22 protein-coding genes and 1 pseudogene are annotated in these 24,219 nt (G+C 66.9%); 9 read left to right on the top strand and 14 right to left on the bottom strand.

Annotated elements, in window-relative coordinates; translation table 11 throughout:
* Window positions 1-141 precede the first annotated feature (141 nt).
* A pseudogene (locus ACRDU5_RS09890) lies at window positions 142-443 on the top strand (PaaI family thioesterase).
* On the opposite strand, the gene ACRDU5_RS09885 reads toward ACRDU5_RS09890, so the two are convergent.
* From ACRDU5_RS09885 to ACRDU5_RS09865, 5 genes are all read right to left on the bottom strand, one after another.
* Window positions 440-931, bottom strand: coding sequence for a beta-class carbonic anhydrase (locus tag ACRDU5_RS09885; protein WP_526614303.1), 492 nt, complete (start codon window positions 929-931; stop codon window positions 440-442). The pseudogene ACRDU5_RS09890 and the gene ACRDU5_RS09885 overlap by 4 nt on opposite strands.
* 42 nt (window positions 932-973) lie before the next feature.
* Entirely contained in the window at window positions 974-2,512 is a 1,539-nt protein-coding gene (locus tag ACRDU5_RS09880; RefSeq protein ID WP_526614302.1) for a sensor histidine kinase, read from the bottom strand.
* On the bottom strand, window positions 2,490-3,194 hold the full coding sequence (locus tag ACRDU5_RS09875; protein WP_526614323.1) for a response regulator transcription factor: 705 nt from the start codon (window positions 3,192-3,194) through the stop codon (window positions 2,490-2,492). Before ACRDU5_RS09875 ends, ACRDU5_RS09880 begins: the two co-directional genes overlap by 23 nt.
* 144 nt (window positions 3,195-3,338) lie before the next feature.
* The gene (locus ACRDU5_RS09870; RefSeq protein WP_526614301.1) at window positions 3,339-3,584 is read right to left on the bottom strand and encodes a hypothetical protein; all 246 of its coding nucleotides are present in this window, start codon (window positions 3,582-3,584) and stop codon (window positions 3,339-3,341) included.
* Between the two features lie 132 nt (window positions 3,585-3,716).
* On the bottom strand, window positions 3,717-3,974 hold the full coding sequence (locus tag ACRDU5_RS09865; protein ID WP_526614300.1) for a hypothetical protein: 258 nt from the start codon (window positions 3,972-3,974) through the stop codon (window positions 3,717-3,719).
* A 207-nt stretch (window positions 3,975-4,181) separates the two neighbouring features.
* Between ACRDU5_RS09865 and oppB the strand changes: the two genes are divergently transcribed.
* The 4 genes from oppB to oppA all read left to right on the top strand — a co-directional run bounded on the left by oppB (window position 4,182) and on the right by oppA (window position 9,650).
* Window positions 4,182-5,159, top strand: coding sequence for an oligopeptide ABC transporter permease OppB (gene oppB, locus ACRDU5_RS09860; protein WP_526614299.1), 978 nt, complete (start codon window positions 4,182-4,184; stop codon window positions 5,157-5,159).
* Window positions 5,156-6,085, top strand: coding sequence for an oligopeptide ABC transporter permease OppC (gene oppC / locus ACRDU5_RS09855; protein ID WP_526614298.1), 930 nt, complete (start codon window positions 5,156-5,158; stop codon window positions 6,083-6,085). Before oppB ends, oppC begins: the two co-directional genes overlap by 4 nt.
* Window positions 6,082-7,920, top strand: coding sequence for an oligopeptide ABC transporter ATP-binding protein OppD (gene oppD, locus ACRDU5_RS09850; protein ID WP_526614297.1), 1,839 nt, complete (start codon window positions 6,082-6,084; stop codon window positions 7,918-7,920). The genes oppC and oppD overlap by 4 nt, the downstream gene beginning before the upstream one ends.
* An 89-nt stretch (window positions 7,921-8,009) precedes the next feature.
* Window positions 8,010-9,650, top strand: coding sequence for an oligopeptide ABC transporter substrate-binding protein OppA (gene oppA, locus ACRDU5_RS09845; protein WP_526614322.1), 1,641 nt, complete (start codon window positions 8,010-8,012; stop codon window positions 9,648-9,650).
* Here the strand turns inward: oppA and ACRDU5_RS09840 are convergent.
* Window positions 9,640-10,893 (bottom strand): alpha/beta hydrolase, encoded by a 1,254-nt coding sequence (locus tag ACRDU5_RS09840; RefSeq protein WP_526614296.1) that lies wholly within the window; start codon window positions 10,891-10,893, stop codon window positions 9,640-9,642. The two genes, oppA and ACRDU5_RS09840, sit on opposite strands and share 11 nt — an antisense overlap.
* 60 nt (window positions 10,894-10,953) lie before the next feature.
* Between ACRDU5_RS09840 and ACRDU5_RS09835 the strand changes: the two genes are divergently transcribed.
* Window positions 10,954-11,367 (top strand): DUF1622 domain-containing protein, encoded by a 414-nt coding sequence (locus ACRDU5_RS09835; protein WP_526614321.1) that lies wholly within the window; start codon window positions 10,954-10,956, stop codon window positions 11,365-11,367.
* A 15-nt stretch (window positions 11,368-11,382) separates the two neighbouring features.
* On the opposite strand, the gene ACRDU5_RS09830 is transcribed toward ACRDU5_RS09835, so the two are convergent.
* Together ACRDU5_RS09830 and ACRDU5_RS09825 are read right to left on the bottom strand one after the other, a co-directional pair.
* Window positions 11,383-12,918, bottom strand: a complete 1,536-nt coding sequence (locus tag ACRDU5_RS09830; protein ID WP_526614295.1) for a GMC family oxidoreductase — start codon at window positions 12,916-12,918, stop codon at window positions 11,383-11,385.
* Window positions 12,919-12,931: 13 nt separating this feature from the next.
* Entirely contained in the window at window positions 12,932-14,512 is a 1,581-nt protein-coding gene (locus tag ACRDU5_RS09825; protein ID WP_526614294.1) for an MFS transporter, read from the bottom strand.
* Window positions 14,513-14,589: 77 nt separating this feature from the next.
* Between ACRDU5_RS09825 and ACRDU5_RS09820 the strand changes: the two genes are divergently transcribed.
* Window positions 14,590-15,249, top strand: coding sequence for a winged helix-turn-helix transcriptional regulator (locus ACRDU5_RS09820; RefSeq protein WP_526614293.1), 660 nt, complete (start codon window positions 14,590-14,592; stop codon window positions 15,247-15,249).
* On the opposite strand, the gene ACRDU5_RS09815 is transcribed toward ACRDU5_RS09820, so the two are convergent.
* The 4 genes from ACRDU5_RS09815 to ACRDU5_RS09800 all read right to left on the bottom strand — a co-directional run bounded on the left by ACRDU5_RS09815 (window position 15,250) and on the right by ACRDU5_RS09800 (window position 20,540).
* Complete coding sequence (locus ACRDU5_RS09815) at window positions 15,250-15,876, bottom strand: DUF1326 domain-containing protein (protein WP_526614292.1); 627 nt, start codon at window positions 15,874-15,876, stop codon at window positions 15,250-15,252.
* A 14-nt stretch (window positions 15,877-15,890) separates the two neighbouring features.
* Window positions 15,891-16,679 (bottom strand): DUF2182 domain-containing protein, encoded by a 789-nt coding sequence (locus ACRDU5_RS09810; RefSeq protein WP_526614291.1) that lies wholly within the window; start codon window positions 16,677-16,679, stop codon window positions 15,891-15,893.
* 61 nt (window positions 16,680-16,740) lie between these two features.
* Window positions 16,741-19,362, bottom strand: coding sequence for an AAA family ATPase (locus tag ACRDU5_RS09805; RefSeq protein ID WP_526614290.1), 2,622 nt, complete (start codon window positions 19,360-19,362; stop codon window positions 16,741-16,743).
* Window positions 19,359-20,540: a metallophosphoesterase family protein gene (locus ACRDU5_RS09800; protein ID WP_526614289.1), complete on the bottom strand. Its 1,182-nt coding sequence runs from the start codon at window positions 20,538-20,540 to the stop codon at window positions 19,359-19,361. The genes ACRDU5_RS09805 and ACRDU5_RS09800 overlap by 4 nt, the downstream gene beginning before the upstream one ends.
* Before the next feature lie 114 nt (window positions 20,541-20,654).
* Here ACRDU5_RS09800 and ACRDU5_RS09795 point away from each other — a divergent pair, with 114 nt between their 5' ends.
* Window positions 20,655-21,161: a SixA phosphatase family protein gene (locus ACRDU5_RS09795; RefSeq protein ID WP_526614288.1), complete on the top strand. Its 507-nt coding sequence runs from the start codon at window positions 20,655-20,657 to the stop codon at window positions 21,159-21,161.
* Between the two features lie 90 nt (window positions 21,162-21,251).
* On the opposite strand, the gene ACRDU5_RS09790 is transcribed toward ACRDU5_RS09795, so the two are convergent.
* Both ACRDU5_RS09790 and ACRDU5_RS09785 read right to left on the bottom strand, forming a co-directional pair.
* The gene (locus ACRDU5_RS09790; protein WP_526614319.1) at window positions 21,252-21,794 is read right to left on the bottom strand and encodes a DUF3558 family protein; all 543 of its coding nucleotides are present in this window, start codon (window positions 21,792-21,794) and stop codon (window positions 21,252-21,254) included.
* 8 nt (window positions 21,795-21,802) lie between these two features.
* On the bottom strand, window positions 21,803-22,351 hold the full coding sequence (locus tag ACRDU5_RS09785) for a DUF3558 family protein (protein ID WP_526614287.1): 549 nt from the start codon (window positions 22,349-22,351) through the stop codon (window positions 21,803-21,805).
* Between the two features lie 125 nt (window positions 22,352-22,476).
* On the opposite strand from ACRDU5_RS09785, the gene ACRDU5_RS09780 reads away from it, so the two are divergent.
* The gene (locus tag ACRDU5_RS09780) at window positions 22,477-24,219 is read left to right on the top strand and encodes an ABC transporter ATP-binding protein (RefSeq protein ID WP_526614286.1); all 1,743 of its coding nucleotides are present in this window, start codon (window positions 22,477-22,479) and stop codon (window positions 24,217-24,219) included.

Raw genomic sequence — 24,219 nt, 5'->3', positions numbered from 1 at the left:
TTGCAGCGCGGCGTGTCGGCCGCAGACGCGCACGCTCGCGGGGAAAGGCGAGGGGAGAGGGATGACCCCGGAGGTAATTGATCTGCCCTCGATACTGGAGGCATGTCCACTCCTGCCCGACCGCAGACCGGCGCCGACGTGATGGCGCAGTTCATCCCGACGTCACCGTTCGCCGCCAAACTCGGCACGGCGGCGCGATCGCCGCGCTGGCCGACGTGACGGTGATGGCCGCCGCATGGGCGGGCGCCGAGGTACCCGATTCGCTGCGCGGTGTCACCACGTCGATGGCGATGCAGTTTCTGGCGCCGGCGCGGTCGACCGATCTCATCGGTGTCGGCCGGGTATTGCGGCGGGGCAAGACCCTGGTCAACTGCGACGTCGACGTGGTCACGCCGGACGGCGAGCCGGTCGCAAAGGCAATCGCGACCTACAAGGTGGGCTAAAGCTTTACTTCGTTGAGCTTGCCGGTGGCGACGTCGAACACGAAGCCGCGCAACGACTCATGTTTGGTGACAAACGGACTCGCCTCGATGCGGCGGATCGACTGGCGGACGTCCTCTTCCAGATCGGGGAACGCCTCGGCCGCCCATTCCGGTTTGATGCCGGTGTCTTCCTGGATGGACCGCTTGAAGTCGTCGTCGGTGAAAGTCAGCATGCCGCAGTCGGTGTGGTGAATCAGGATGATCTCTTTGGTGCCGAGCAGTCGCTGACTGATCGCCAGCGAGCGGATCTCGTCGTCGGTGACGACTCCCCCGGCGTTGCGGATGACATGGGCCTCGCCATCGGCCAGGCCGAGGATTCGGTACACGTCGAGCCGGGCATCCATGCATGCGACCACCGCGACGTGCTTAGCAGGCGGCAGCGGCAGCGGACCGCTGAAGTTCCTTGCATACTCCTCGTTGTTCTTCAGGTACTGGTCGGTCGCGGACATTCGGACCCCCTCGATTGCTGCACACAACGGTTCCCGCCGACCCTATCGAGGAAGCCGCACCGTGAACTCCGTTCTGCCCGGAACGCTGTGTACGTCGATCGTGCCGCCATGAGCCTTCACCACCGCGGCGACGATGGACAGACCGAGGCCGGTGCTGCCGCCACGCCGGGAGCGCGACGTGTCACCGCGCGCGAACCGCTCGAAGATCTCCGGCCGCAGCCAGCGCGGAATCCCCGGACCGTCGTCGATGACGGTCAGCACCGCCGCGCCGTCGTCGACGTTCAACGCCGTGGTCACCGATGTTCCGGCCGGCGTGTGGGTGCGGGAGTTGGCCAGCAGGTTGCCCACCACTTGGTGCAGCCGGGCCTCGTCTCCCTCGACCAACACCGGCTCGTCGGGCAGGTCCAGCGACCATTGATGGTCGGGGCCCGCGATGTGCGCGTCGCTGACCGCATCGACGACGAGCCGGGACAGATCGACGGTCTCGCGCACCAGGGGTCGTCCGGTATCCAGCCGCGCCAACAGCAGCATGTCTTCGACGAGTTGTGTCATCCGCGCCGTCTCGGATTCGACCCGGCCCATCGCGTGGGCGACGTCGTCGGGCAGGTCTTCGCGCTTGCGCTGAGCGAGTTCGGTGTAGCCCTGGATCGCGGCCAGCGGCGTGCGGAGCTCATGGCTGGCGTCGGCGACGAACTGACGGACCCGGGTTTCGCTTGCCTGCCGGGCCGACAGCGCACCGGCAATGCGGTCCAGCATCCGGTTCAGCGCGGCGCCGAGCTGGCCGACCTCGGTGTGGGCACTGGCCGGGTCCACCTTCACGATCGGCGTCGGTAACCGCACCTCACCGCGGTCCAGCTCTAGATCAGCGACCTCCCTGGCTGCGGCGGAAACCCTTGACAGCGGGGCCAATTGACGGCGAATGACCACGATGCCCGCCGTCGTCGCCGCGATCAGAGCGATGGCACTGACAACACAAAACATCACCAAGACCCACAGCATGGTGTCGTCGACCGCAGAGGTCGGCAACCCGGTCACGATGGTCTGCCCGCCGCGGGTATGCAGGGCTGTCACCCGGTACCGACCGAGACCGTCCAGGGTCACCGTGACCGGGCTGTCGGTCGGCGGAATGCTCGCCAGCCGTTCAGCCGCGGCGGGGCTGACCGCCGCACGTGACCCGTCGGCGTTGATGACGCCCGCATCGACGGGTTGGCCGTGCCTGACGACCGCTCCCACCGTGCGGGCGGCCTGCCCGGGAGCGTCGAGGAAGGCGGGGCCGGGCCCGAATTCGTGGCGGATGATGACCCGCCGGGGAAACCCCGGCATGGGTGGGGGTCCAGGTGGATGTGGCGGCCCGAAATCGTATATCGCCGCCGACCGGCGACCGGCCTCGGCCAATTGATCGTCAAGCTGGTTGGACAAGAAGCGTTGCAGGGCAAGCTCGGTCCCGATACCGATGGCCCCGCAAACCAGGGCAAGCAATGCGACCTGCGTGGCGAGCAGTCGCGCGCGCAGCGACCATGTCCGCGGTGAGCGGATTCGGGTCAGCACGCCGGGTGGCTCAACGCGCGGGCTTGAGGACATACCCGGCTCCGCGCAGGGTGTGGATCATCGGCTCCCGCCCGCTGTCGATCTTCTTGCGAAGGTACGACACGTACAGTTCGACGATGTTGGACCGCCCACCGAAGTCGTAGCTCCACACTCGGTCGAGGATCTGCGCCTTGCTGAGCACCCGCTTCGAGTTCCGCATCATGAATCGCAGCAGCTCGAATTCCGTTGCGGTCAAAGAGATGACGTCGCCGCCCCGGGTGACTTCGTGGCTGTCCTCGTCGAGCACCAGGTCACCGACGATGATCTTGGCGCCACCGGTCTCACTCGTTACGCCCGTGCGCCGCAGCAGGGCGCGCAGCCGCAGCACCACTTCTTCCAGACTGAACGGCTTGGTCACGTAGTCGTCGCCGCCGGCGGTCAGCCCGGCGATCCGGTCCTCGACCGAGTCTTTCGCCGTGAGCAGCAGCAGCGGCAGCCGGGGAATCTGCTCGCGCAGCTTGTGCAGGACGTCGAGACCGCTCATGTCCGGCAGCATCACGTCCAGCACCACGACATCGGGCGGTTTGTCGCGGGCCAGGGCAATCGCGGTGGTGCCGTCGCCGGCGGTCGCGATCTCCCAGCCCTCGTACCGCAGGGCCATCGACACCAGCTCGGCGAGGACGGGCTCGTCGTCGACGACGAGCACATTGATCGGCTTGCCGTCGGCTCGGCGCATGACGACGCGCCCCGGCTCGTTGTCGTTCACGGCGGAGCCGTTCGCGGTGGCCACGAGCCCATTATCGACGCAATTATGGGGCGAAAGCTGTGCCTCATCTATGCGTGGGCTGTGAAACCACCCGGTGCCGCATTAGCCCCGGAATTACCCCGGAGGCGTGATGCCGAAGCCGTCAGGCGGCTCGGCCGTCACCGTAGGACTCGCGACGGAAATCTCGAGCTCTTCCGGTGCGGTGGAGCTTGTGCTGGTCTCACCGAGCGTGGCTTCGGGATCGGAAACGACGGTGCGCGTACCGTTGTCGCCGCTCAGCGCCACGGCGAACGCACCCATGGCGACCACGGCGCTTGCACCGATAGCGGCCAACAGCCGCTTGACCTGATTCGATTTCACCTCTGACCACCCCATTTCGGTCTCCGGCGGCAAGTGCTCAAGGGGTCATCGATGACCCCTCCGCAGTACTGGGTAGCCAGAGAGGTCGCAGGTGAAACGTCCATCGGGAGTGAACGCTGTGTGAACGCAGCCCTACTCGGCCGCCTCCTGCTCGGGCGGCAGCGGTGCGGGGCCCTTGATGGCCGGTACGGCCATGGTCGTCGGTTCGACGGTTGGCGGCTTCGTCACGGTACTGGTCGCCCCCACGGTCATCGACGGCTTGGCGAAGAGCGCGCCGGGTTCGACCTGTTGCTGATGGATGGCCATCGTCAACGCACCCATGGTCACCACGGCGCTGCCGCCAATCACCGCGACGAGCAGTTTGACGTTGTTCCGGATATGCGAATCCACTGCTGAACACCCCGTCCTGGTGTGTGCCGGCTCGCCCCCTCGGCGCGGCGGACCGTGAATGTGCAGATAGGGGCGAGTGAACCCGAGCAACCTGTCGCCAGCCTGGACGGCCGGGACGACTTGGCTAGCCGCGCCGACCTGCGAGTTCGCCGCCGTCCGGCCCGGCATCTCATACCCTGTGCGCATGCCTGCGGCCAGATCTCGCCGATGACGCGCTTCCTGTTGCGTCGGCTGCTCAACTACGTCGTGCTGCTTGCACTGGCGTCCTTTTTGACCTTCACGCTGACGTCATTCTCCTTCAAGCCGCTGGACAGCCTGGAGCAGCGAAATCCCCGGCCACCGCAGGCCGCGATCGACGCCAAGAAGGTCGAGCTCAACCTGGACAGGCCGATCCCGGTGCGCTACGTGCGTTGGGCGTCGGGGGCGGTGCGCGGCGACTTCGGCACGACGATCACGGGTCAACCGATTTCCGACGAACTCGGCCGCCGCGTCGGGGTCAGCTTGCGGCTTCTGGTCATCGGTTCGTTGCTGGGCACCATGATCGGCGTGGTCGTCGGCGCGTGGGGTGCAATTCGGCAGTACCGGCTGTCCGATCGCGTCATCACCGTGCTGTCGCTGCTGTTGTTGAGCACACCGGTGTTCGTCATCGCGAACTTGTTGATCCTTGCTGCGCTGCGGGTCAATTCGATCCTGGGCGTGCAATTGTTCGAGTACATCGGCGAGACCTCGCCGACCGCCGTCGGCGGGGTATGGAACCAGTTCGTCGACCGGCTGCAGCACCTGGTCCTGCCCACATTCACCCTCGCGCTGATGGCCATCGCCGGATACAGCCGCTTTCAACGCAATGCGATGTTGGACGTGCTCGGTCAGGACTTCATCCGCACCGCGCGCGCAAAAGGTTTGACGCGGCGCCGGGCGCTGTTCAAACACGGCCTGCGCACCGCGTTGATCCCGATGGCCACGCTATTCGCCTACGGCGTGAGCGGTTTGGTCACCGGCGCCGTCTTCACCGAGAAGATCTTCGGTTGGCACGGCATGGGTGAGTGGGTGGTGCAGGGCATCGCCACGCAGGACACCAACATCATCGCCGCCGTCACCGTGTTCTCCGGCGCGACGGTTCTGCTCGCGGGACTGCTCTCCGACGTCATCTACGCCGCGCTCGATCCGAGGGTGCGCGTCGCATGACTGAGCCGGTGACCACCGAAACCGCGACCACGGCCAAGTCCGGTGTCGATGTCGCCCGGTTCACTTCGCGCCGAAACTTGGTGCTGCGCCGGTTCTTACGCAACAAGCCCGCGGTAGTGGCGCTGGGACTGCTACTGCTGATGTTCGTCGGCTGCTACGCGCTGCCGCCGCTGCTGCCCTACTCCTACACCGATCTCGATTACTACGCGCTACAACAGCCGCCCAGCATCGACCACTGGTTCGGCACCAACGCGATCGGCCAGGATCTGCTGGCGCAGACGCTGCGCGGCATGCAGAAGTCCATGCTGATCGGTGTCTGCGTGGCGTTCATCGCCACCATCATCGCCGCCACCGTCGGGTCGATCGCGGGATACTTCGGCGGCGGGCGCGACCGCACCTTGATGTGGATCGTCGACCTGCTACTGGTGGTGCCGAGCTTCATCGTGGTCGCGATCGTCACTCCGCGCCTGGGCGCATCCGATCGCGTCTTCTGGTTGATCGTGCTGTTCTCCGTATTCGGCTGGATGATCAGCTCGCGCATCGTGCGCGGGATGACAATGAGTCTGCGGGAACGCGAATTCGTCGTTGCGGCGCGGTATATGGGCGTAAGCAATTGGCGAATCATCGTGCGGCACATCCTGCCGAACGTCGCTTCTCTACTCATCATCGATACCACGCTGAACGTCGGCACCGCGATCCTGGCTGAAACCGGTTTGAGTTTCTTGGGTTTCGGCGTCCAACCGCCAGATGTGTCGCTGGGTACGCTGATCGCGAACGGCACAACGTCGGCCACGACGTTCCCCTGGGTGTTCCTATTCCCGGCCGGTGTTCTCGTGCTGATCGTCTTGTGTGCCAATCTCGTTGGCGACGGTCTGCGTGACGCGCTCGATCCGAGCGCCCGCCCGTTGCGAGGGAGACGTAAGTGAGTCTCCTGGAGGTACGCGATCTCACCGTTGTCTTCCCGACCGAAACCGAGCGGGTTGCGGCGGTGCGCGGCATGAACTTCCAGGTCCGTCCGGGCGAGGTCGTCGGGCTGGTCGGTGAATCCGGCGCGGGCAAGTCGGCCAGTGCGATGGCCGTCGTCGGGCTGCTGCCCGAATACGCCGAGGTGACCGGGTCGGTTCGGCTGCACGGCGACGAGCTGCTCGGGCTGTCCGACCAGCGGATGTCCCGCATCCGCGGCAAGAGCATCGGCACGGTGTTCCAGGACCCGATGTCGGCCCTCACGCCCGTCTACACCGTCGGCGACCAGATCGCCGAGGCCATCGAGGTGCACCAGCGTGAATCCACGCGGAGGGCGGCGCGGGCTCGGGCCGTCGAACTGCTCGAACTGGTCGGCATTGCCCAGCCGGAGCGGCGGGCTCGGTCGTTCCCGCACGAGCTGTCCGGCGGAGAACGCCAACGCGTGGTCATCGCGATCGCAATCGCCAACGACCCCGACCTGTTGATCTGCGACGAACCCACCACCGCGCTGGACGTCACCGTGCAGGCACAGATCCTCGAGGTGCTCAGGACGGCCCGCGACGTCACCGGCGCCGGCGTGCTGATCATCACCCACGACCTCGGGGTGGTCGCCGAGTTCGCCGACCGAGCGCTGGTGATGTACGCCGGCCGCGCCGTCGAAGTGGCCGCGGTCGGCGAGCTCTATCGCGACCGCCGGATGCCCTACACCGCCGGGCTGCTCGGTTCGGTGCCCCGACTCGACGCTCCGCAGGGCGCACGGCTGGTGCCGATCCCCGGCGCGCCGCCGTCGCTGGCCGCGTTGCCGCCCGGATGCCCGTTCGCACCGCGCTGCCCGTTGGCGATCGACGACTGCCGGGCCGCCGAGCCTGAGTTGATCCCGGTCGGCCCGAACCATCACGCCGCCTGCATCCGAACGGAACTCGTCGCCGGGCGCAGTGCCTCAGACATCTACGGCATCTCCACCGTGCCGAGAACCGTGGACCAGACGCCGGCCGACACCCCAGCGGTGCTGCGGGTCCGCGATCTGGTCAAGACCTACAAGCTGACCAAGGGTGTTGTGCTGCGCCGCACGATCGGCGAGGTGCGCGCGGTGGACGGCGTCAGCTTCGAGCTGCAGCAGGGCCGCACGCTGGGCATCGTCGGCGAGTCCGGTTCGGGGAAGTCAACGACCCTGCACCAGATCCTGGAGCTGACCGCCCCGCAATCGGGGTCGATCGAGGTGCTCGGCGCCGACGTCGCGACGCTCGACGCGCGGGCACGACGGGGCTTGCGGGGCGAGCTGCAGGTGGTGTTCCAGGACCCCGTCGCCTCGCTGGACCCGCGGCTACCGGTGTTCGAGGTGCTCGCGGAGCCATTGGCCGCCAACGGTTTTGACAAGCAGGGGATCGACGATCGGGTGGCCGAACTGTTGGACATCGTCGGGATGCGCCGCGCCGATGCCAGCCGTTACCCCGCCGAGTTCTCCGGCGGGCAGAAGCAGCGCATCGGCATCGCCCGGGCCCTGGCGCTGCAGCCCAAGGTCCTCGCCCTCGACGAACCGGTGTCGGCGCTCGACGTTTCGATCCAGGCCGGCATCATCAACCTGCTGCTGGACCTGCAGGACCGGTTCGGGCTGTCCTATCTGTTCGTCTCCCACGACCTGTCGGTGGTCAAGCACCTGGCCCACCGGGTCGCGGTGATGTTCGAGGGCACGATCGTCGAGCAGGGCGACGGCGACCAGGTGTTCGCCAACCCGCGCCACGAATACACCCGGCGGTTGCTGGCCGCAGTGCCGCAACCGAACCCAGACCGCAGCTAGAGTCGGTCTCTATGAGCCTTGATCTTGCGCGAGAAGACGCAAAAGCCCCTCCCGCACGGCGTGTCGCGGGACTTTTGCGTCTGCTCGCCATGGGAGTGGTGGCGGCACTCACGATTGCCGGATGCTCGAGCGGCGACAAGGAAGCGCCGTCGGCCGGCAGCGCGGAAGTCGGAAGGACGAGCGACATCAATCGGCAGGATCCGGCCACGCTCCGACAGGGCGGCAACCTGCGGTTGGCGCTGACCGCGTTCCCACAGAACTTCAACTCGCTGCACATCGACGGGAACGTGGCCGACGCCAGCGCCATGCTGCGGGCGACGATGCCGCGCGCGTTTCGGGTCGAACCGGACGGATCGACGACAGTCAACACCGACTACTTCACCGACGTCGAACTCACCGGCACCAGCCCGCAGGTCGTCACCTACACCATCAACCCCACAGCGGTCTGGAGCGATGGCTCGCCCATCACCTGGGAAGACATCGCGGCTCAGATCTATGCAACCAGCGGCAAGGACAAGGCCTTCGCCATCGCCAGTCCCAATGGAAGCGACCGCGTCGAAACGGTGACCCGGGGCGTGGACGACCGCCAGGCCGTCATGACGTTCGCCGAGCCCTATTCGGAATGGCGAGGCATGTTCGCCGGAAACACCATGCTGCTGCCAAAGAGCATGACCGGGGATCCCGAGGTGTTCAACAAGGGACAACTCGACCGCCCCGGACCCTCCGCCGGACCCTTCATGGTGTCGGGGATGGACCGAACCGCGCAGCGCATCACGCTGACCCGCAACCCGAAGTGGTGGGGCACACCCCCGCTGCTGGACAGCATCACCTATCTGGTGCTCGATGACGCCGCCCGCATTCCCGCCCTGCAGAACAACACCATCGACGCCACCGGGGTTGCCTCGATCGAAGAGTTGACAATCGCGCGAAACACCCCGGGTATCTCGATCCGGCGCACACCCAGCCCTAGCTGGTATCACTTCACGTTCAACGGGGCAGAGGGCTCGATCCTTGCCGATAAGGCGCTGCGGCTGGCGGTTGCCAAGGGCATCGACAGACAGGCCATCGCCAACGTCAGCCAACGCGGCCTGGTCGACAACCCGGTTCCGCTGAACAATCACATCTACGTCGCCGGCCAGGAGGGCTACCAGGACAACAGTGCCGTGGTGGCCTACGACCCCGAGAAGGCCAAAGAGGAACTCGACGCACTCGGCTGGCGACTCAACGGCCAGTTCCGGGAGAAGGACGGCCGCCAGTTGGTGATCCGCGACGTGCTCTTCGACTCGAAGACGACCCGACAAATCGGCCAGATCGCGCAGAACACTCTCGCGCAGATCGGTGTGAAGCTCGAGCTCGACGCGAAGGGGGGCGGCGGCTTCTTCACGAATTACATCATCCCCGGAGACTTCGACATCACCCAGTTCACCTGGGTGGGCGACGCGTTCTCGCTGTGCTGCCTGAATCAGATCTACACGACCAACGCGGAGAGCAACTTCGGCAAGATCAGCAGTCCGGAGATCGACGCGAAGGCCGAGCAAACCTTCGACGAACTCGACCCCGCGAAGGCGCGCGTACTGGCCAACGAGTTCGACAAGCTGGTCTGGGCCGAAGGATTCAGCCTGCCGTTGTTCCAGTCGGCAGGCAACGTCGCGGTGCGCAGCGCCCTGGCGAATTACGGCCCGGCCGGCATCGGCGACCTGAACTACAGCGCGATCGGCTTCATGAAGTAGCCCGCTGCATGACACGCGGCACCACGGCCGGCAGTGCGGATTCAACCGCTGCGGCGGCACCGATCGTCCACACCAGCGCCCGGATAGCCGGCCCTGCCGGCTCGGCGTTCAGCGCCTTGGCGCGTGCCGGAAGCTGGCCGGCTTCGCCGGCATACACCGCTTCGACGATGTCCATCGCGGCGCGCTCGCGGACGTCGATCGCGCTGTGGCCGGCGGTTGCGAGATCGACGAGCATCGCATCCGGGATCAGCGACGCGATTTGGTTGGCCACCGCGGGCGGGGTGATGAGATCGCGTCCACCGGAGATGACAACGCTCGGCCAGCTGAACTTCGGCATCTCTGCCACCAGGTCGTACGGTTCGGCCTCGAACTCCGTTGTGTCGACGGCGAACTCGCGAAATGCCACAGCGGGATCCAGCGGCTTGCCGTCGGGCACGGCGCCGTAGTTGAGCTCGCGGTAGCCGATCCGTCCGACCAGGTCGGGCTCGTGGCGATAGGGCGTCTTGCGCTCGAACAGAAGCCGGGAGCCTCGGTCCAGCATCGTCCACAACCCGTGCCGGCCCTGCAGCAGCAGATCGAGTTGACGGCCCAGCACGGCCGGCCCGGCGAAGCCGTACACCGCCCCGGCCAGCTGCCCCGCCGCCGCGGTCAGCACACCGTCGTCGACCAGCTTTCGCACCTTCGGTGCCAACTCCGCAGATTCGGCGTCGTCGCCGTCCCACAGCACGCGGCGGGTGGCCTCTCGCGCCGCGTCGATGTCGTGAGCCGACAGCACCGGCGAATCGAGGATCATCGCGTGCACCCGATCAGGGTGGCGCACGCCGACGCCGGCGGCCAGGTAGGTGCCGTAGGAGGTGCCATAGATGACCGCCCTGTCGACCTGAGCGTCGTCGAGGACGGCGGCGACGTCGTTGACGGCCTGGTCGATGGTCAGCGCTTCGGGCGGCAGATCGTTGCCGTGGTCGTCGTGGCGCGACATCCCGACCCCACGATGGTCAATCATGATGACGTCCAGGCCCTTTGCGGCCGCGCGCCGACGCAGTCCCCGGTACAGCCCGATCGATGCGGCACCCGGGCCGCCGGGAATGACGACCAGCGGGTTCGCCGACTTTCGTCCGGTGCGGACGTAATAGAGATCGAACTCCTCGTCGCTGTCCGGGGACACCGGGCGACGTACGGGACGCACACCCGGCAGCGCGGCCAGCTTGTCGTGCGCGCGGCGACGCTTGGCGTTCATGGTCATCGCCCACCATTCTGCCTCTCGGGTACTAGAGTCGCGGCACGGGCCGAAGACGGAGACGATGTGGACTTGGACGTGTTCTTTGAGCGGTCGACGCAAGCGTTTGAAGTCTTGGGCGTTTCGTCGATGGTGGTGGGATTCGTCTACGCCTTCGCTCTTTCCGTGGTCACGTGGAAGCGAAGCGGTGACGGCGCTCGTGCGTTCAAGACGCTAAGGGGTTCACTGGGCGGGGCCATTCTGCTCGGCCTGGAACTGCTCGTTGCGGCGGACATCGTCAAGACCGTCACGTCGACGCCCTCGCTGACCGATGCGGCCGTTCTCGGGGTGATCGTGCTCATTCGGACGGTGCTGAGCATCACCATCGAGATCGAAGTCGACGGTGTTGCACCGTGGCGCAAGGCGCTGACGACCGGACCACAGGTACTCAGCCGCGTTACCCGCGAATCCGCCCGACCGGAGCCGGATTCCGGTTCCTAGATTCGCCGCCTCGCGTCAGCCGCGAATCAGATCCGCGGCCTTCTCGCCGATGAGCACGCTCGGTGCGTGGGTGTGCCCGCGGATGATCGCCGGCATCACCGATGCGTCGGCCACCCGCAGTCCGTCGATGCCACGAACCCGCAGCTGCGGGTCGACCACGCTGGCGTCGTCGCTGCCCATCCGGCAGGTGGCGACCGGGTGGTAGAGCGTATGCGACAACGAGTTGAGTGCCGTCGCCAACGTCTCGTCGTCGAGGTTGGTCGCCCCCAGCGGCCGGGCGATCTTGCCGATCACGCCGCGCAGGGCCGGTGATTGGGCGATCCGCGCGCATATCCGCAGACCCTCCAGCAACGCGGCCCGGTCCGCCCCCGCATCGTCACTGAGGTATTGCGGATCGATGATCGGCTTGTCCATCGGGTCAGACGACCGCAACGTGATGCTGCCGCGGCTGTACGGCTTCAGCAGGATCGGTCCGAACACCACCGCGTGACCTTCGTACGGGTCGCCAAGGCCCTCGTCGAAGTACGGCGCCGGTGCGAAGACCAGCTCCAGGTCCGGCAGGTCCAAGTCCGGGCGGCTGCGGACAAATCCGTACGCCTCGCCGACATTCGAGGTGAGCATGCCGCGCCGACGAACCAGGTAATTGATGAGCTCCAAAGGCTTCTCGGCGGTGAGCAAGGTGTCGTTGGGAACGTCGAAGCCGAGCGGAACCACCAGATGGTCCATCAGGTTCTGGCCGACCTCGGGCACGTGCGCCACCGCATCGATGCCGTGCGCGGAGAGCCGGTCACGATCACCGACGCCGGACAGCATCAATAGTTGCGGGCTGTTCACCGCGCCGGCGGCCAGCACCACCTCGCGACGCGCGTGCACCACACTGCGCCGGCCGTTCTGGATGAACTCGACGCCGATCGCGCGTTTGCCGTCGATGACCACTCGGGTCGCGGTGGCGTCCGTGAGAAGGGTCAGGTTCTTGCGGCGCAGAACCGGTTTGAGGTAGGCATCCGCCGTGCTCCACCGTGCACCCCGGCGTTGGGTCACGCGGGTTTCGCAGAAACCGTCCGGCGCATCCACATTGGGCGGTTCGACGCCGTGACCGCATTCCTGCACGGCGGACAGAAATGCCGCGGTCGAGCTGCGCGGGCTGCGCTGGGGCGAGATGACCAGCGGGCCATCCTCGATTCTCGCGAAGTACTTCTTGATGTGTGCGAAGTCCCAGTCTTCGCCGGCCAGGCTGCCCCATTCGTCGTAGTCGGCGGCGAAGCCCCGCACCCACATCATTGCGTTCATCGACGACGAGCCGCCCAGCGTCTTGCCGCGAGGCCAGTAGATCTCGCGGCCGTCGAGCTGCTTCTGCGGCTCGGTGCGGTAGTCCCAGTCGATGTCGCTGCGGAACAACTTGGAGAAGGCGGCGGGAATGTGAATGAACTTGTTCTTGTCCCGGGGACCGGCCTCCAGCACCACCACCGCGGCGGTCGGATCGGCGCTGAGCCGGTTGGCCAGCACCGATCCGGCAGATCCCGTTCCCACGACGATGTAGTCGGCGTCCACGTGCCGGAGTCTGTCACGGACACACGGGCGCGGGTTCCCTTTGTTCGCGATCGGTCGGGGTAGGCCCAGATTGCCGCGCCCGGGCCGGCAGCAGCCAGGCGACGATGACCGCGCCGGCCAGGGCGATCGCGGCGCTAACGAGGGAGCCGACCTGCATTCCGTCGAGGAACGCCGTGTCGACTGCTGCGCGAATATCGGGCATCACACTTTGCGGAAGTTGACCGATGACCTCCCCCGCCGCCGCCATCGAGCTGTCCATCGTGGCGCGGATGTCTTCCGGCAGAGCGGATATCGCCGCATTGTCAGCCAGCCTGGCGGTGTACACAGACGCGAAGACACTGCCGACGATCGCGACGCCGAGGGTCCCACCCAGCTCGCGTGTCGTGTCGTTGATGGCCGAGCCGACTCCCGCCTTGTCGGCGGACAGCGATCCCATGATCGACTCGGTGGCCGGCGACGTCGTCAGGCCGAGGCCGCCGCCGAGCAGCGCCATCTGGGTGGCGATCACGGCGTAGGACGTGCTCGCATCGATCGTCGAAGCCCATCCCAAGCCCGCGGCGAAGATGGCCAGGCCCGCCACAACGACCACCGTGGTGCCGATTCGTTCCACAATGCGCGGCCCGACGATGCTGGCGACGGCGATCGAGATGGCGACCGGCAGCAATCGCACACCGGTTTCAAACGCGCTGTAGGCCTTGATGAATTGGAAGTACTGAGTGATGACGAAGATGAACCCGAACAAGGTCAGAAAGCCTGCGGTCACCGCCAGGCTGCCGCCGGAGAACCGGCGGTTACCGAACACCGAGACATCGAGCATCGGGTGCGAGCTGCGCCGCTCCCACCACGCGAAGGCCGCAAGGACGACAACCGCCACCGCGAAGCCCGCCGAGGTGTGAGCGCTGCCCCAGCCCCAATTCGGTGCCTCGATGACGGTGAATACCAGCGCGGTGATGCCGACCGAGGACAGAATCAGGCCGGGGACATCGACGGGTGGTGCCGCCGGGTCGCGTGACGTCGGGACGAACAGAACGCCGCCGATGATGGCCACCGCGGCGATCGGCACGTTGACCATGAATACCGAGCCCCAGGAGAAGTGTTCGAGCAGCCAGCCACCCGTGATCGGACCGGCGGCTACACCTACGCCCACCATGGCCGCCCACAATCCGATGGCCTTCGCCCGCTTGACGGGGTCGGGGAAGATGTTGGTGATCAACGACAGGGTGGTCGGAAAGATCACCGCCGCGCCGACGCCCATCGCCGCGCGGGCCGCGATCAGCCCGTCCGCCGTGCTCACCTGCGCAGCGATGGCGGAGGTGATCGCGAACAGGGCGAGGCCGGAGCTGAGCCAGCCCCGTCGGCCGTAGCGGTCACTCAGGCTGCCAGCCGACAGCAGCAGGCCCGCCATGACCAGGGTGTACGCGTCCACGATCCACTGCAGCTGCGCGGTGTCGGCGTCGAGCTCGCGCGAGAACGTGGGCAGGGCGACATTGACGATGGTGGCGTCGACGCTGATGACGAAGACGCTCAGACAGATGACGACGAGCGCGGCGATCGGGCGATCGCGGAATACCGGGAGACGAGAGTTGGTAGCCATGGACATGACCGTAAACCTTTCAGACAAGATTTTCAAGTGATAAGAATTAATACTTGTCTGAGTGCTAGAATTATTCCATGCCTCGGAGCTACCAGCAGAACTGCCCGATCGCCAAGGGCCTCGACGTCCTCGGCGAGCGCTGGACGTTGCTGATCCTGCGCGAGCTGATCGGCGGTCCGCGCCGATACGGTGACCTGCGGGCCGAGCTGCCCGGCATCGCCACCAACCTACTGGCCGACAGGCTTCGCGAGCTGGAGGAAGTGGGTCTGGTCGATCGCGACGAGCTTCCACCGCCGGTCGCGCGGACGGTGTACACACTCAGCGAGACCGGTTGGCGCAAGGTGCCGCCGGTGGTGAAGGCCATCGCGACGTTCGGCCTTGACATGGTCGAGCCGACAGAGAGCGCCCTGACGCCGCTGAATGGATTTCTGGCCGGGATCCTGCTGGCCTTCGAACCCACACTGGCCGTCGACCTGGAGGCGTCCTACCGGCTCGACATCGACGACCGCCGTTTCGAGTTCGCCGTGCGCGAAGGGAACCTGACCGCTGCGCACGGTTCCCCGACCGTCACAGTGACCGCGGCAGCGGCCGACCTCATCACCGCACGCCGCGGCGCGACCGCCGTCGAGCGCAAGGCCGCCCTCAAGCGGGTGCGATTTGACGGCGACCGCGCCGCCGTCGACGCGATGCGAACCGCGTTCCGACTATCGGCCGACCCAGGGCTGCTGGCCGCTTAGTCAGGTGTTCGACCAGTCGAACTCGTAATTGATCCAGTTGGTGTCGGTGAAGTCGAGGCGAACGCCCTCGGCCTCGACCTGGAATGACCCGATCCCGCACTCGCCCTTCTTCCAGATGAAGCCCTCGGGCAGGACGATATGGGCCTGGTGCGGCTCGCCGGTCACCGGATTCTTGAAGGTGTCGCCCGTGGCGCGCCCTACACCGTCCGCCGTCATCGTGACTTGTACGCCGGCGCCCTCGAAACTGATGGGTGCCTTCACGAGCCCGACCACCTCGTACGTTGTGCCGAGAATCCCCCAGGGGTCACCGCCCAGTTGGCCGGTATAGATCTGCGACAAGCATTGGATCTGCTCGTCGGTGGTCTCAGGAGCGACGATGAACACCGCCTTGCCCTCGCCGTCGTGAATCGCTTTGGGCCAGTCGATCACCGCGATCGCCTTCACCCCAGACAGGTCGACGTCACCGCAGGATCCGTCGAGAATGTGGTTGCCAACCATCGCCTTGCAGCTGCCGTCCGGCGAAGTTGGAAACCCGTGAAAATTGCAGCCACACCCGGGCGCACAATTGCAGAACTCATACCCGCGACCCTTGAGGTGCCACCGGGTGCGTTGTTCGGTCGTTGTCATGGTGTGCCTTTCGATTAGACGAGTCGAGTAACAAACTCCGGGTGCGCCAACATCACGACACCCAGAACAAACAGCCCCACCCCCGTCACGCGCGCGAGCTGTTCACCGAACGGTGCGGCCTTCTCCAGCAAGATCAGCGCCGCGAAAACCAGCATCCACGCCAATTGCATTGTGCCGAAAGCGATTAGCACGGCCATCAGCATCCAGCAGCAGCCGACACAGAATAGCCCGTGGCGCCCACCGGCGACGAGCGCTCCCGTCGGTCGGTCGAGGTGCTTGCCGTGGCGCATGAAGAACGAGAGCGGCGAGCGGCAGTGCCGCAGGCACACCGACTTCAGCGGCGTGAGTTGATACAGGCCCGCGGCCACCGCCACGGCACCGGCGACGCGGCCGATCCAGGGGCCGCCGTGCATGAGGGGCTCTTCCAGCCGTCGCCACGCAAGGTATGCGGGGACGCCCACGAGGCTCCACAGTGCGATGTACCCGCCGACGAAGACCGCCACCGGTGCTGCCTGGCCGTTGGCGGCCGCGCGGGCGTAGAGCCGGACGACGGGCAGGACCGCCGGGAACATCATCGCGGCCATCATCGCCACCCACGCCACCAGGAACGCGACGAACGACATCGTGGGCTGCGGCTCCATCGACATGCCGCCCATCGACATGCCGCCGCCGCCCATGTCACCGGCGCTGACGGCCGACCACCACCATCCGACGCCCGCGAGGATCAGCAGCGCTATCGGCAGCCAGATGTCGGCCCTGCCGGTAGCCCCACGAACTTCGCCCACGCTCACGTTGGCCCCCACGGTTTGGTTCCTTGCCCAACTATGGCACCGTTCCCGGGCCATGACTGCGGATTTGCCGGCGCTAGGCGGTCAGTTCGATGTGGTGCGCGTCGCCGACGCTGGCATAACGCTGCGGGCTGCAGGTCAACACGATGACTTGGCCATCGCCGCCGACGGCGTCGAACACCGCGCCCATCCTGGTCAGCCGGTCGGCGTCGGTGAAGCCGAGCGCATCGTCGATGACAACCGGGACACTGTCGTCCTTGGCGACCAGTGCAGCCGACGCCAACCTGGCCACGATGCCCAGCTGCTCCTTGGCGCCCCCGGACAGCGACTCATACGGCACCGTGCGGCCCGACAGCGTGCGGGTAGCGATCCTCAGCTCACTGTCGATCTCGACCTCGAAGGTGTCGCCGAACACGATGCGGCCCAGCCGCTCCACCTGATTGCGGAACGGGTCGACGTAACGCAGCCGGGTGGCGTCGCGGTGCCGTGCCATCACGGAACGCAACAGCTGCGCCGCCCGGGCGCGCCGGTGCACCCGCAGGTATTCGGCTTCGGCATGCTCGCGTTCGGTTTCGGCCGCGTCGAGTTGGCCCTTGCGTCCTTCGGTGCCGTACACCTTCAGCCGGGTGGTGACCTCGCGCAGCGCTTCGTCGATCTCGCCGTAACGGCTGCCCAGCGTGTCGGCGCGACGTACCGCGTCGTCCAACGCGGCGGCGACGGTATCCGGTGCGCTGCGGGCCAGTTCGCCGCCCAGGTCCGCCACCAGCCCGGTGGCACGGCGCGCCTTCTCCCCGTCGGCCTCGGACTTCACCGCAAGCTCGTCGTCGTTTGCGGTCGCGCGCTGGGCGGCCAACCGGTCACGGGCAACGTTGAGTTCGGATTGCGAGGACATCAGCTTCTCCCGGAGCACTCCGGCCCGGGTTGCGCGCTCCCCCAGCTGTTTTGCCGCCGCCTCGGCAACCTTGCGATGCGTCTCGCAGTCTGCGACCGCTCGCTGGTGTCCCGTCACGGCGGCTTCGAGTTCGGCGCGTGCTGCGTCGGTGTCGGGCGCCGCCGGACCGCCGTCGGCGGGCTCCCGCTCGCGAAGCTCGGTCAGCCGGGCGCGCAACACATCAACATCGTCGTCGGCCTTCAGCGCATCGGCCGCAGCGGTCAGCTTGTCGCGGGCGATCGCCAGTTCACGGCGGTGCTGATCGAGGGCACGCGCGCCCGCGAGGTCGTCGACGCGCGCCGCGGCAAGCGCGGTGGCCAAAACCTGTTCCGCGGCATCGAGTTTGGCCTGGGTATCCGCAGCGGACATGCCGGGAACCACCCGGGCACTCAGCACGCCCGGCACCTCAAAATCGGTCGGCGTGGTGGCGCTCGATGACCACGTGCCGCCGGCTTGGAGCGTGACCGGTTCGCCGTCGACCCGCAATTCGATGTCGGTCTTGGCGACCAGCTCGATGTGGGCCGACGCCAACTCCGCCTGACCGGCGGCGCGCTCAACCACGGCGGCGGCAGCCTCGATCTCGCGCACCGACGTTTCGGTCAGCGCGATTTCCGCGAGTTCGCGTTGGACCCGGTCGAGTTCGCGTTGCGCGGCGTCGATCTTGTCCAGCCGGACCGACAACCGCTCGGCCTCGTCGCGGTCGGACCACCGCTCCACCGCGCGACGTGCGGCATCGACCCGCTCTTGACTCGTCTGCACCGCCGCACGCGCTTCGTCGGCCACCGCCTCCGCCGCCTGCTGGACCTCCTGGGCGGTGAGCTCAGCCTCGTGGGCGTCGGTCGCCGCGACTTCCAATTCGGCGGCTGCCGCGACCCGCTCATCGATGTCGGCCCGCAGCCGCCGGCGCTCGGTCAGCGCCGAGACGGAGGCGGCGTGCGTCGCATCGGCGGCCGCCGCGACCACCTCCGCCTGCTTGAGCTGCTGGGTGAGCGCGGCCACGGCCTCGGCGGCGACGCGCGCCGTGGACAACAGCTCGGCCGCCTCCTCGCGCTCACGGCCGAGTCGGTCGAGCTCGTCACTGAGTGTGGCGTGCGTGCGCACCGCGTCGTCCACCTCGGCGACCGCGGCGGCGCATCGTGCCACCTCGTCGTCGGCGGCATGCAGTCGATTCGTCACGGCGGCCCACTCGCCGGTCGGCCGGCCGGTGGGCGTGAAGTACCGCAGGTACTCAGCGTCGATCCGGTCGATGAGCAACGGCTCGGCGCCGGACAACTGGACCGCGTCACCGGCGGCGACGTCGAGCGCCCGCGACAGCGCATCGCATCCCGACAGGTCGACCGCCGCGGTGGACGCCGCCTGCAGCACCCGTTGCGCCTGCCACAGATCCAGGTCGACGGTCTCGTTCACGATCGCGCGGACGCGGTCGTGCGCCTCGTCACCGGTGACCTGTTCACGACGCGGGGTCAGCACCGTCAGCTGAGTTTCGCAGCGCTTGTGGAATCGCTTGTGATAGATGAACCGGTAAGGGCCCGTGCTGATTTCGGCGGTGATCTCGGCACCCACATCGGCGTGCGTCGGCTTGACCTGTTTGACCTCCTTCTTGGTGGACCGGTCCTTGGCCTCCAACAGCAAGTCCAGCGCCTCGATCATCGACGACTTGCCGATCTCGTTGGCGCCGCTGACCACCACCACACCGTGGTCCGGGAACTCGATCTCGCGGTGCGTGATGCCGCGATAGTTCGTCAGGACCAGCCGGTGCAGCCTCATGCGACGGTGCCTTTTGCTCTTCGCGCAAGCGGCTCATCGCCCCTGTCGACGAGGCGCAACAGCAGCGCCAGCGCCGCTCGGGCGTCGTCGGCGTCCTCGCCGTCGGAGCGCGCGGTGACGACCAGTTCCTCGACCGCCGCGGCGGCGAAGCCGCCGATGCCGAGATCGTCGAACTCACCGTCGGCGGGGATCACCGTGATCTCGGTCCGCGGTTCCCACTGCCCGACTGCCGCGAACAGTCGTGCGTACTTGTCCAGGCAGGTGTCCAGGGCGGCCTTGTCGGTCACCGTCAGCGATCCGGTGAGCGCCAGCCGGACCACGGTGCGTTCCTTGTCCGGCATCAGGTCCAGGTTGATGTCGAGGTCGGCCACGTCGCGGCTGCCGTCCACCGAGCGGCGCAGCGTCACGAACCGCCACTGGCCCACCCGTCGCCCGTCGACGCGCACCGTTCGCTGGGGATCGTTCTCGTCGATGTCGACCACCAACACGTGACCAGGGTCGGGCTCGATGTCGTCGTAATTGGTGACCTCGGGCGACCCGGAGTACCAGATCCGGTCGGACCCGCCGACCCGCATGCGAGAGTGCTTGTCGCCCAACGCCACATAGTGCACCGCGCCACGGGCGACGGCGGCCTCGAGCGCCGCGAGGCGGATCAGCGACGGCCTGTCCTTATCCGGAACGAGGATGTCCACAGCGCCATGGCCGACCACGATGCGGGTGACACCGTCGGCTGGCAGATCGCCAATGACGTCGGCGACCAGATCAGTCGCCGGCGCCTTCGATGTCCACGGCGCCGCTACGATCTCCAACCCCGGCCGCACCTCGTGCACGCCCGCGCGGTCGAGGACACTTACATTGTCCGGGCATTCGGTGGTGAAGAGGGCGCTGGTGTACACCGCCGACGCGTCCAGCGGGTCGTGGTTGCCCGGCAGCAAGTAGACCGGAATACCGATGGCCCGCACCGCCTCCAGAGACTGGCTGACGTCGCGCGGCGCGAGCTGGTTGTGCTCGAAGACATCGCCGGCCACCACCACGAACTCGGCTCCGGCCTCGGCGGCCAGCGGTCCGAGGGCGGCGACGACGTCGCGGCGGGCGGCCGAATACCGCGGCTGCGCCTCGCCGTTCAGGAAGTGACGGGTCATGCCGAGCTGCCAGTCGGCGGTATGGACGAATCGCATCTCGGCCCCTCCTTCCTGCGCATTTCGATCGTTTGCTCGAACAGGCAAGGCGAGTGTAGGACCGGACGCCGACAAGTCCTGGGAGGTGCATCGGCATGCCCTAGCGTGGGTGCGGTGGACAACCGATTCCGGACCTTGCTCCTGTTGCGGCACGCCAAGTCGGACTACCCGCCGGGAGTGGCCGACCATGAGCGGCCGCTGGCCCCGCGCGGGGTTCGGGAGGCCGGTCTGGCCGGCGATTGGCTGCGCGCCCACGTACCCGCCGTCAATGCGGTGCTGTGCTCCACGGCGACCCGCACCCGGCAGACGCTGGCGCGAACTCAGATTGAGGCTCCGGTGACCTACGTCGACCGGTTGTACGACGCGACACCCGGCGCGGTGATCGATGAAATCAACGGTGTCGAGCCGGAAGCGGAGACCCTGCTGGTGATCGGGCATGAGCCGGCCATGTCACAGGTGGCGCTCGGGCTTGCCACCGCCGACGGCAGCAATAAGATTGCGGCCGAACATATCTCGACGAAGTTCCCGACGTCGGCAATCGCCGTGCTACGCACTGCACAATCGTGGGACCAGCTGACGCTCAGTAGCGCCGCGTTGGTCACATTTCACGTGCCCCGCTAAGTTCACGGCGTCGAGACTGTTGTTATCGTGTTCGCCACTCGAACTTTTCCGCGCTAACTACAGCCTGGGCGCGAACGGATGCCCGCCCCGCTAGGAGGCGGTGGCCAGCGTCAGTTCCATCAGCTTGATCGCCATCCCGCAGGCGTCGATACCCGGCGTCTGCGGGTTGACCCACCAGCCCACCACGCCGCTGGCGTCGCTGGCCACGCCGCATGAGCCGTTCGCGTCGTTGGTGCGCATGACGATCGACGGAACGCCGGCCACCGCCCGGCTCTCGACCGTGTACTCCAGCCCGTCTGCAATCTTGCGCTCGTTCTCCAGGCTGCCCTGCTCGAACCAGAATCGGGTGATGTCGATCAACCCGCCGGGATTGGCGGCCTGCCAACGGCATATCGCGCCCACGAACGTGCTCTGGATGTCCAGCGGGTCGGCGCCGACGGTCTCGGCGAGGATGTCCTCGGTGAGCACATCGCACTCCTTGAGCAGGTTCGGATAGGTCTTCTCCGAGTCTTCGTTGCGCGGCACGTCGCCGGCGCCGGCCTTGGCGGCCGTGCCGTCCACCGTGCGCGAGCAGCCCATCAGCATGGTCAGCGCTGCCAGCACGGCGACGATTCCGGCGATGACCCGGTGCAGCGATCCGGTCATTTCGCGTTGACAATCGACTGACGGGTCAACTCCTTGGCCACGTCACACGGATCGGGGAACGGCTCTTCGGCGAAGCTGATGGACCATTCGATGAAGTCGTCCTCGAACTGGATTCCGATCTCGCACAGGTTGTTGCCGATCGTGGGGTCCTCGCCCAGCGCGATGAATCCGTCATGGCCCTCGATATTGATGTCCTCCACGCTAGCGCGGGTCAGCTCTTCGGTCTTGCGCTCGCGCCCGATCGGGCTGCCGCGGTACCACGAGAACGAGAAGTGGGGGCCGACGATGCCGCCGCCGGCCAGCCATTGGCATCCCACCGAGGTGCGCGCGGTGTTGACCAGTCCCGGAACGCGGGTCTGCTCGGCCATCGTCTGGTCGCTGACACCGCCGCATTGCGGGAAGAAGGGCCCGTGCGCGACGTTCGGCGCGGCCGTCGTGGTCTGCGGCACCTCAGGCGAATCGGGCTCCGAGCTCGAGCACGCCGCCATGACCGGAATCATGACCGCGGCCACCACGGCCAGCATCTTGGCGTTGCTGGGGGTCATGGCATGCACTGTAGCGTCGGCCACCTTAGGCACGCCTGAGACACCGATTGAGCTGGGCTTTTCGTGCGCGGGAGGCGGTGTCGGCCGTACACCAATCGCACCGGGTGGTATGCGACAGTAACTGGATGCTCCTGGCACTGCTGCGGCAGTACGTGCGGCCTTATCGAGGGCTGCTGGCGATCGTCGCGGTGGTTCAGGTGATCAGCTCACTGGCGTCGCTGTACCTGCCGACGGTAAACGCGGCGATCATCGACGACGGCGTGGCGAAGGGGGACACCCAGACCATCGTCGAGCTCGGCGGGGTGATGCTCGCCGTCACCGCTCTACAGGTGCTGTGTGCGATCGCGGCGGTCTTCTTCGGGTCGCGCGCCGGCACGGGATTCGGCCGCGACCTACGGTCGGCGATCTTTCACCACGTGACCGGCTTTTCGGCCGCGGAGACCGTGCGGTTCGGCGCCCCGTCGCTGTTGACTCGCACCACCAACGATGTCCAGCAGATCCAGCTGCTGGTGCTGTTGACGTGCACCATGCTGATCACCGCGCCGATCATGTGCATCGGCGGAATCTTCATGGCGGTGCACCAGGACGCCGGGCTGTCGTGGCTGCTGCTGGTCAGTGTCCCGGTGCTGGCGGTCGCCAACTACTGGGTGGTGTCACACCTGCTGCCGATCTTCCGCAACATGCAGCGGCTCATCGACGGCATCAACCGGGTGATGCGCGACCAGCTGTCCGGAATCCGGGTCATCCGCGCGTTCGCGCGTGAACCCTTCGAGCGCAATCGATTCGCGGAAGCAAACCGGGCGCTGTCGGAGACCGCGCTGACCGCGGGTCGCTGGCAGGTCCTGATGCTGCCGGTGACCACACTGATAATCAACGTCTCCAGCGTTGCCCTGATCTGGTTCGGCGGGCTGCGCATCGACGACGGTCAGATGCAGGTGGGTTCGCTGATCGCCTTTCTGTCCTACTTCATGCAGATCCTGATGGCGGTGCTGATGGCGACGTTCATCTTGGTCCTGTTGCCGCGGGCATCGGTGTGCGCCGAACGTATCACCGAGGTGTTGTCCACCGAGCCGGTGATCACCAGCCCGCAACATCCCGTCCGCTCTCCTCGTGTCGACGGTGTGATCAGTCTGCAGGAGGCGATGTTCTGCTACCCGGGCGCCGATCGCCCTGTGCTGCAGGATGTCTCGCTGACCGCGTCGCCCGGCACCACGACCGCGATCGTCGGCTCCACCGGGTCGGGCAAGACGACACTGCTGGCGCTGATCTGCCGGATGTACGACGTGACGGGCGGGTCCGTGCGCGTCGACGACGTCGACGTTCGTGACTACGACATCGAGCAACTGTGGTCGGCGATCGGTCTGGTGCCACAGCGCGGCTATCTGTTCTCCGGGACGGTGGCCGACAACCTGCGCTACGGCAAGGCCGACGCCACCGATGACGAGATGTGGGAGGCGCTGCGGCTGGCTTCGGCGGACGGTTTCGTCCGCGTGCACGCCGACGGGCTGGAGATGCCGGTCGCCCAGGGCGGCATCAACTTCTCCGGCGGTCAGCGGCAGCGGCTGGCAATCGCCCGGGCGGTCATTCGCCGCCCCGCGATCTACCTGTTCGACGACGCGTTCTCGGCGCTGGATGTGCACACTGATGCCAGGGTCCGCGCCGCGCTGCGCGAGGTGTCCGCCGACTCCACGGTCGTCATTGTGGCCCAGCGCATTTCGACGGTGGCCGCCGCGGATCAGATCATCGTCATCGACGACGGCAAGCTGGTCGGCGCCGGGACGCACGAGTCGCTGTTTGCCGACTGCCCGACCTACGCAGAGTTCGCCGATTCGCAGGCGATCGGCGCCGGAGTCGGGGGGCAGCATTGA

The organism is Mycobacterium sp. (assembly GCF_050701515.1).
GTDB lineage: Bacteria > Actinomycetota > Actinomycetes > Mycobacteriales > Mycobacteriaceae > Mycobacterium.
This window is presented reverse-complemented; position numbering and strand designations above follow the sequence as displayed.

Excerpts from the sequence above, each read along its gene's own strand:
- ACRDU5_RS09800 (WP_526614289.1), bottom strand. The coding sequence starts at position 20,540 with ATGCGATTCGTCCATACCGCCGACTGGCAGCTCGGCATGACCCGTCAC.
- ACRDU5_RS09880 (WP_526614302.1), bottom strand. The coding sequence starts at position 2,512 with ATGTCCTCAAGCCCGCGCGTTGAGCCACCCGGCGTGCTGACCCGAATC.
- ACRDU5_RS09815 (WP_526614292.1), bottom strand. The coding sequence starts at position 15,876 with ATGACAACGACCGAACAACGCACCCGGTGGCACCTCAAGGGTCGCGGG.
- ACRDU5_RS09780 (WP_526614286.1), top strand. The coding sequence starts at position 22,477 with ATGCTCCTGGCACTGCTGCGGCAGTACGTGCGGCCTTATCGAGGGCTG.
- ACRDU5_RS09820 (WP_526614293.1), top strand. The coding sequence starts at position 14,590 with ATGCCTCGGAGCTACCAGCAGAACTGCCCGATCGCCAAGGGCCTCGAC.
- oppB (WP_526614299.1), top strand. The coding sequence starts at position 4,182 with ATGACGCGCTTCCTGTTGCGTCGGCTGCTCAACTACGTCGTGCTGCTT.
- ACRDU5_RS09805 (WP_526614290.1), bottom strand. The coding sequence starts at position 19,362 with ATGAGGCTGCACCGGCTGGTCCTGACGAACTATCGCGGCATCACGCAC.
- ACRDU5_RS09875 (WP_526614323.1), bottom strand. The coding sequence starts at position 3,194 with ATGCGCCGAGCCGACGGCAAGCCGATCAATGTGCTCGTCGTCGACGAC.
- ACRDU5_RS09785 (WP_526614287.1), bottom strand. The coding sequence starts at position 22,351 with ATGACCCCCAGCAACGCCAAGATGCTGGCCGTGGTGGCCGCGGTCATG.
- ACRDU5_RS09825 (WP_526614294.1), bottom strand. The coding sequence starts at position 14,512 with ATGGCTACCAACTCTCGTCTCCCGGTATTCCGCGATCGCCCGATCGCC.
- ACRDU5_RS09840 (WP_526614296.1), bottom strand. The coding sequence starts at position 10,893 with ATGACCATGAACGCCAAGCGTCGCCGCGCGCACGACAAGCTGGCCGCG.
- ACRDU5_RS09885 (WP_526614303.1), bottom strand. The coding sequence starts at position 931 with ATGTCCGCGACCGACCAGTACCTGAAGAACAACGAGGAGTATGCAAGG.
- oppC (WP_526614298.1), top strand. The coding sequence starts at position 5,156 with ATGACTGAGCCGGTGACCACCGAAACCGCGACCACGGCCAAGTCCGGT.
- oppA (WP_526614322.1), top strand. The coding sequence starts at position 8,010 with ATGGGAGTGGTGGCGGCACTCACGATTGCCGGATGCTCGAGCGGCGAC.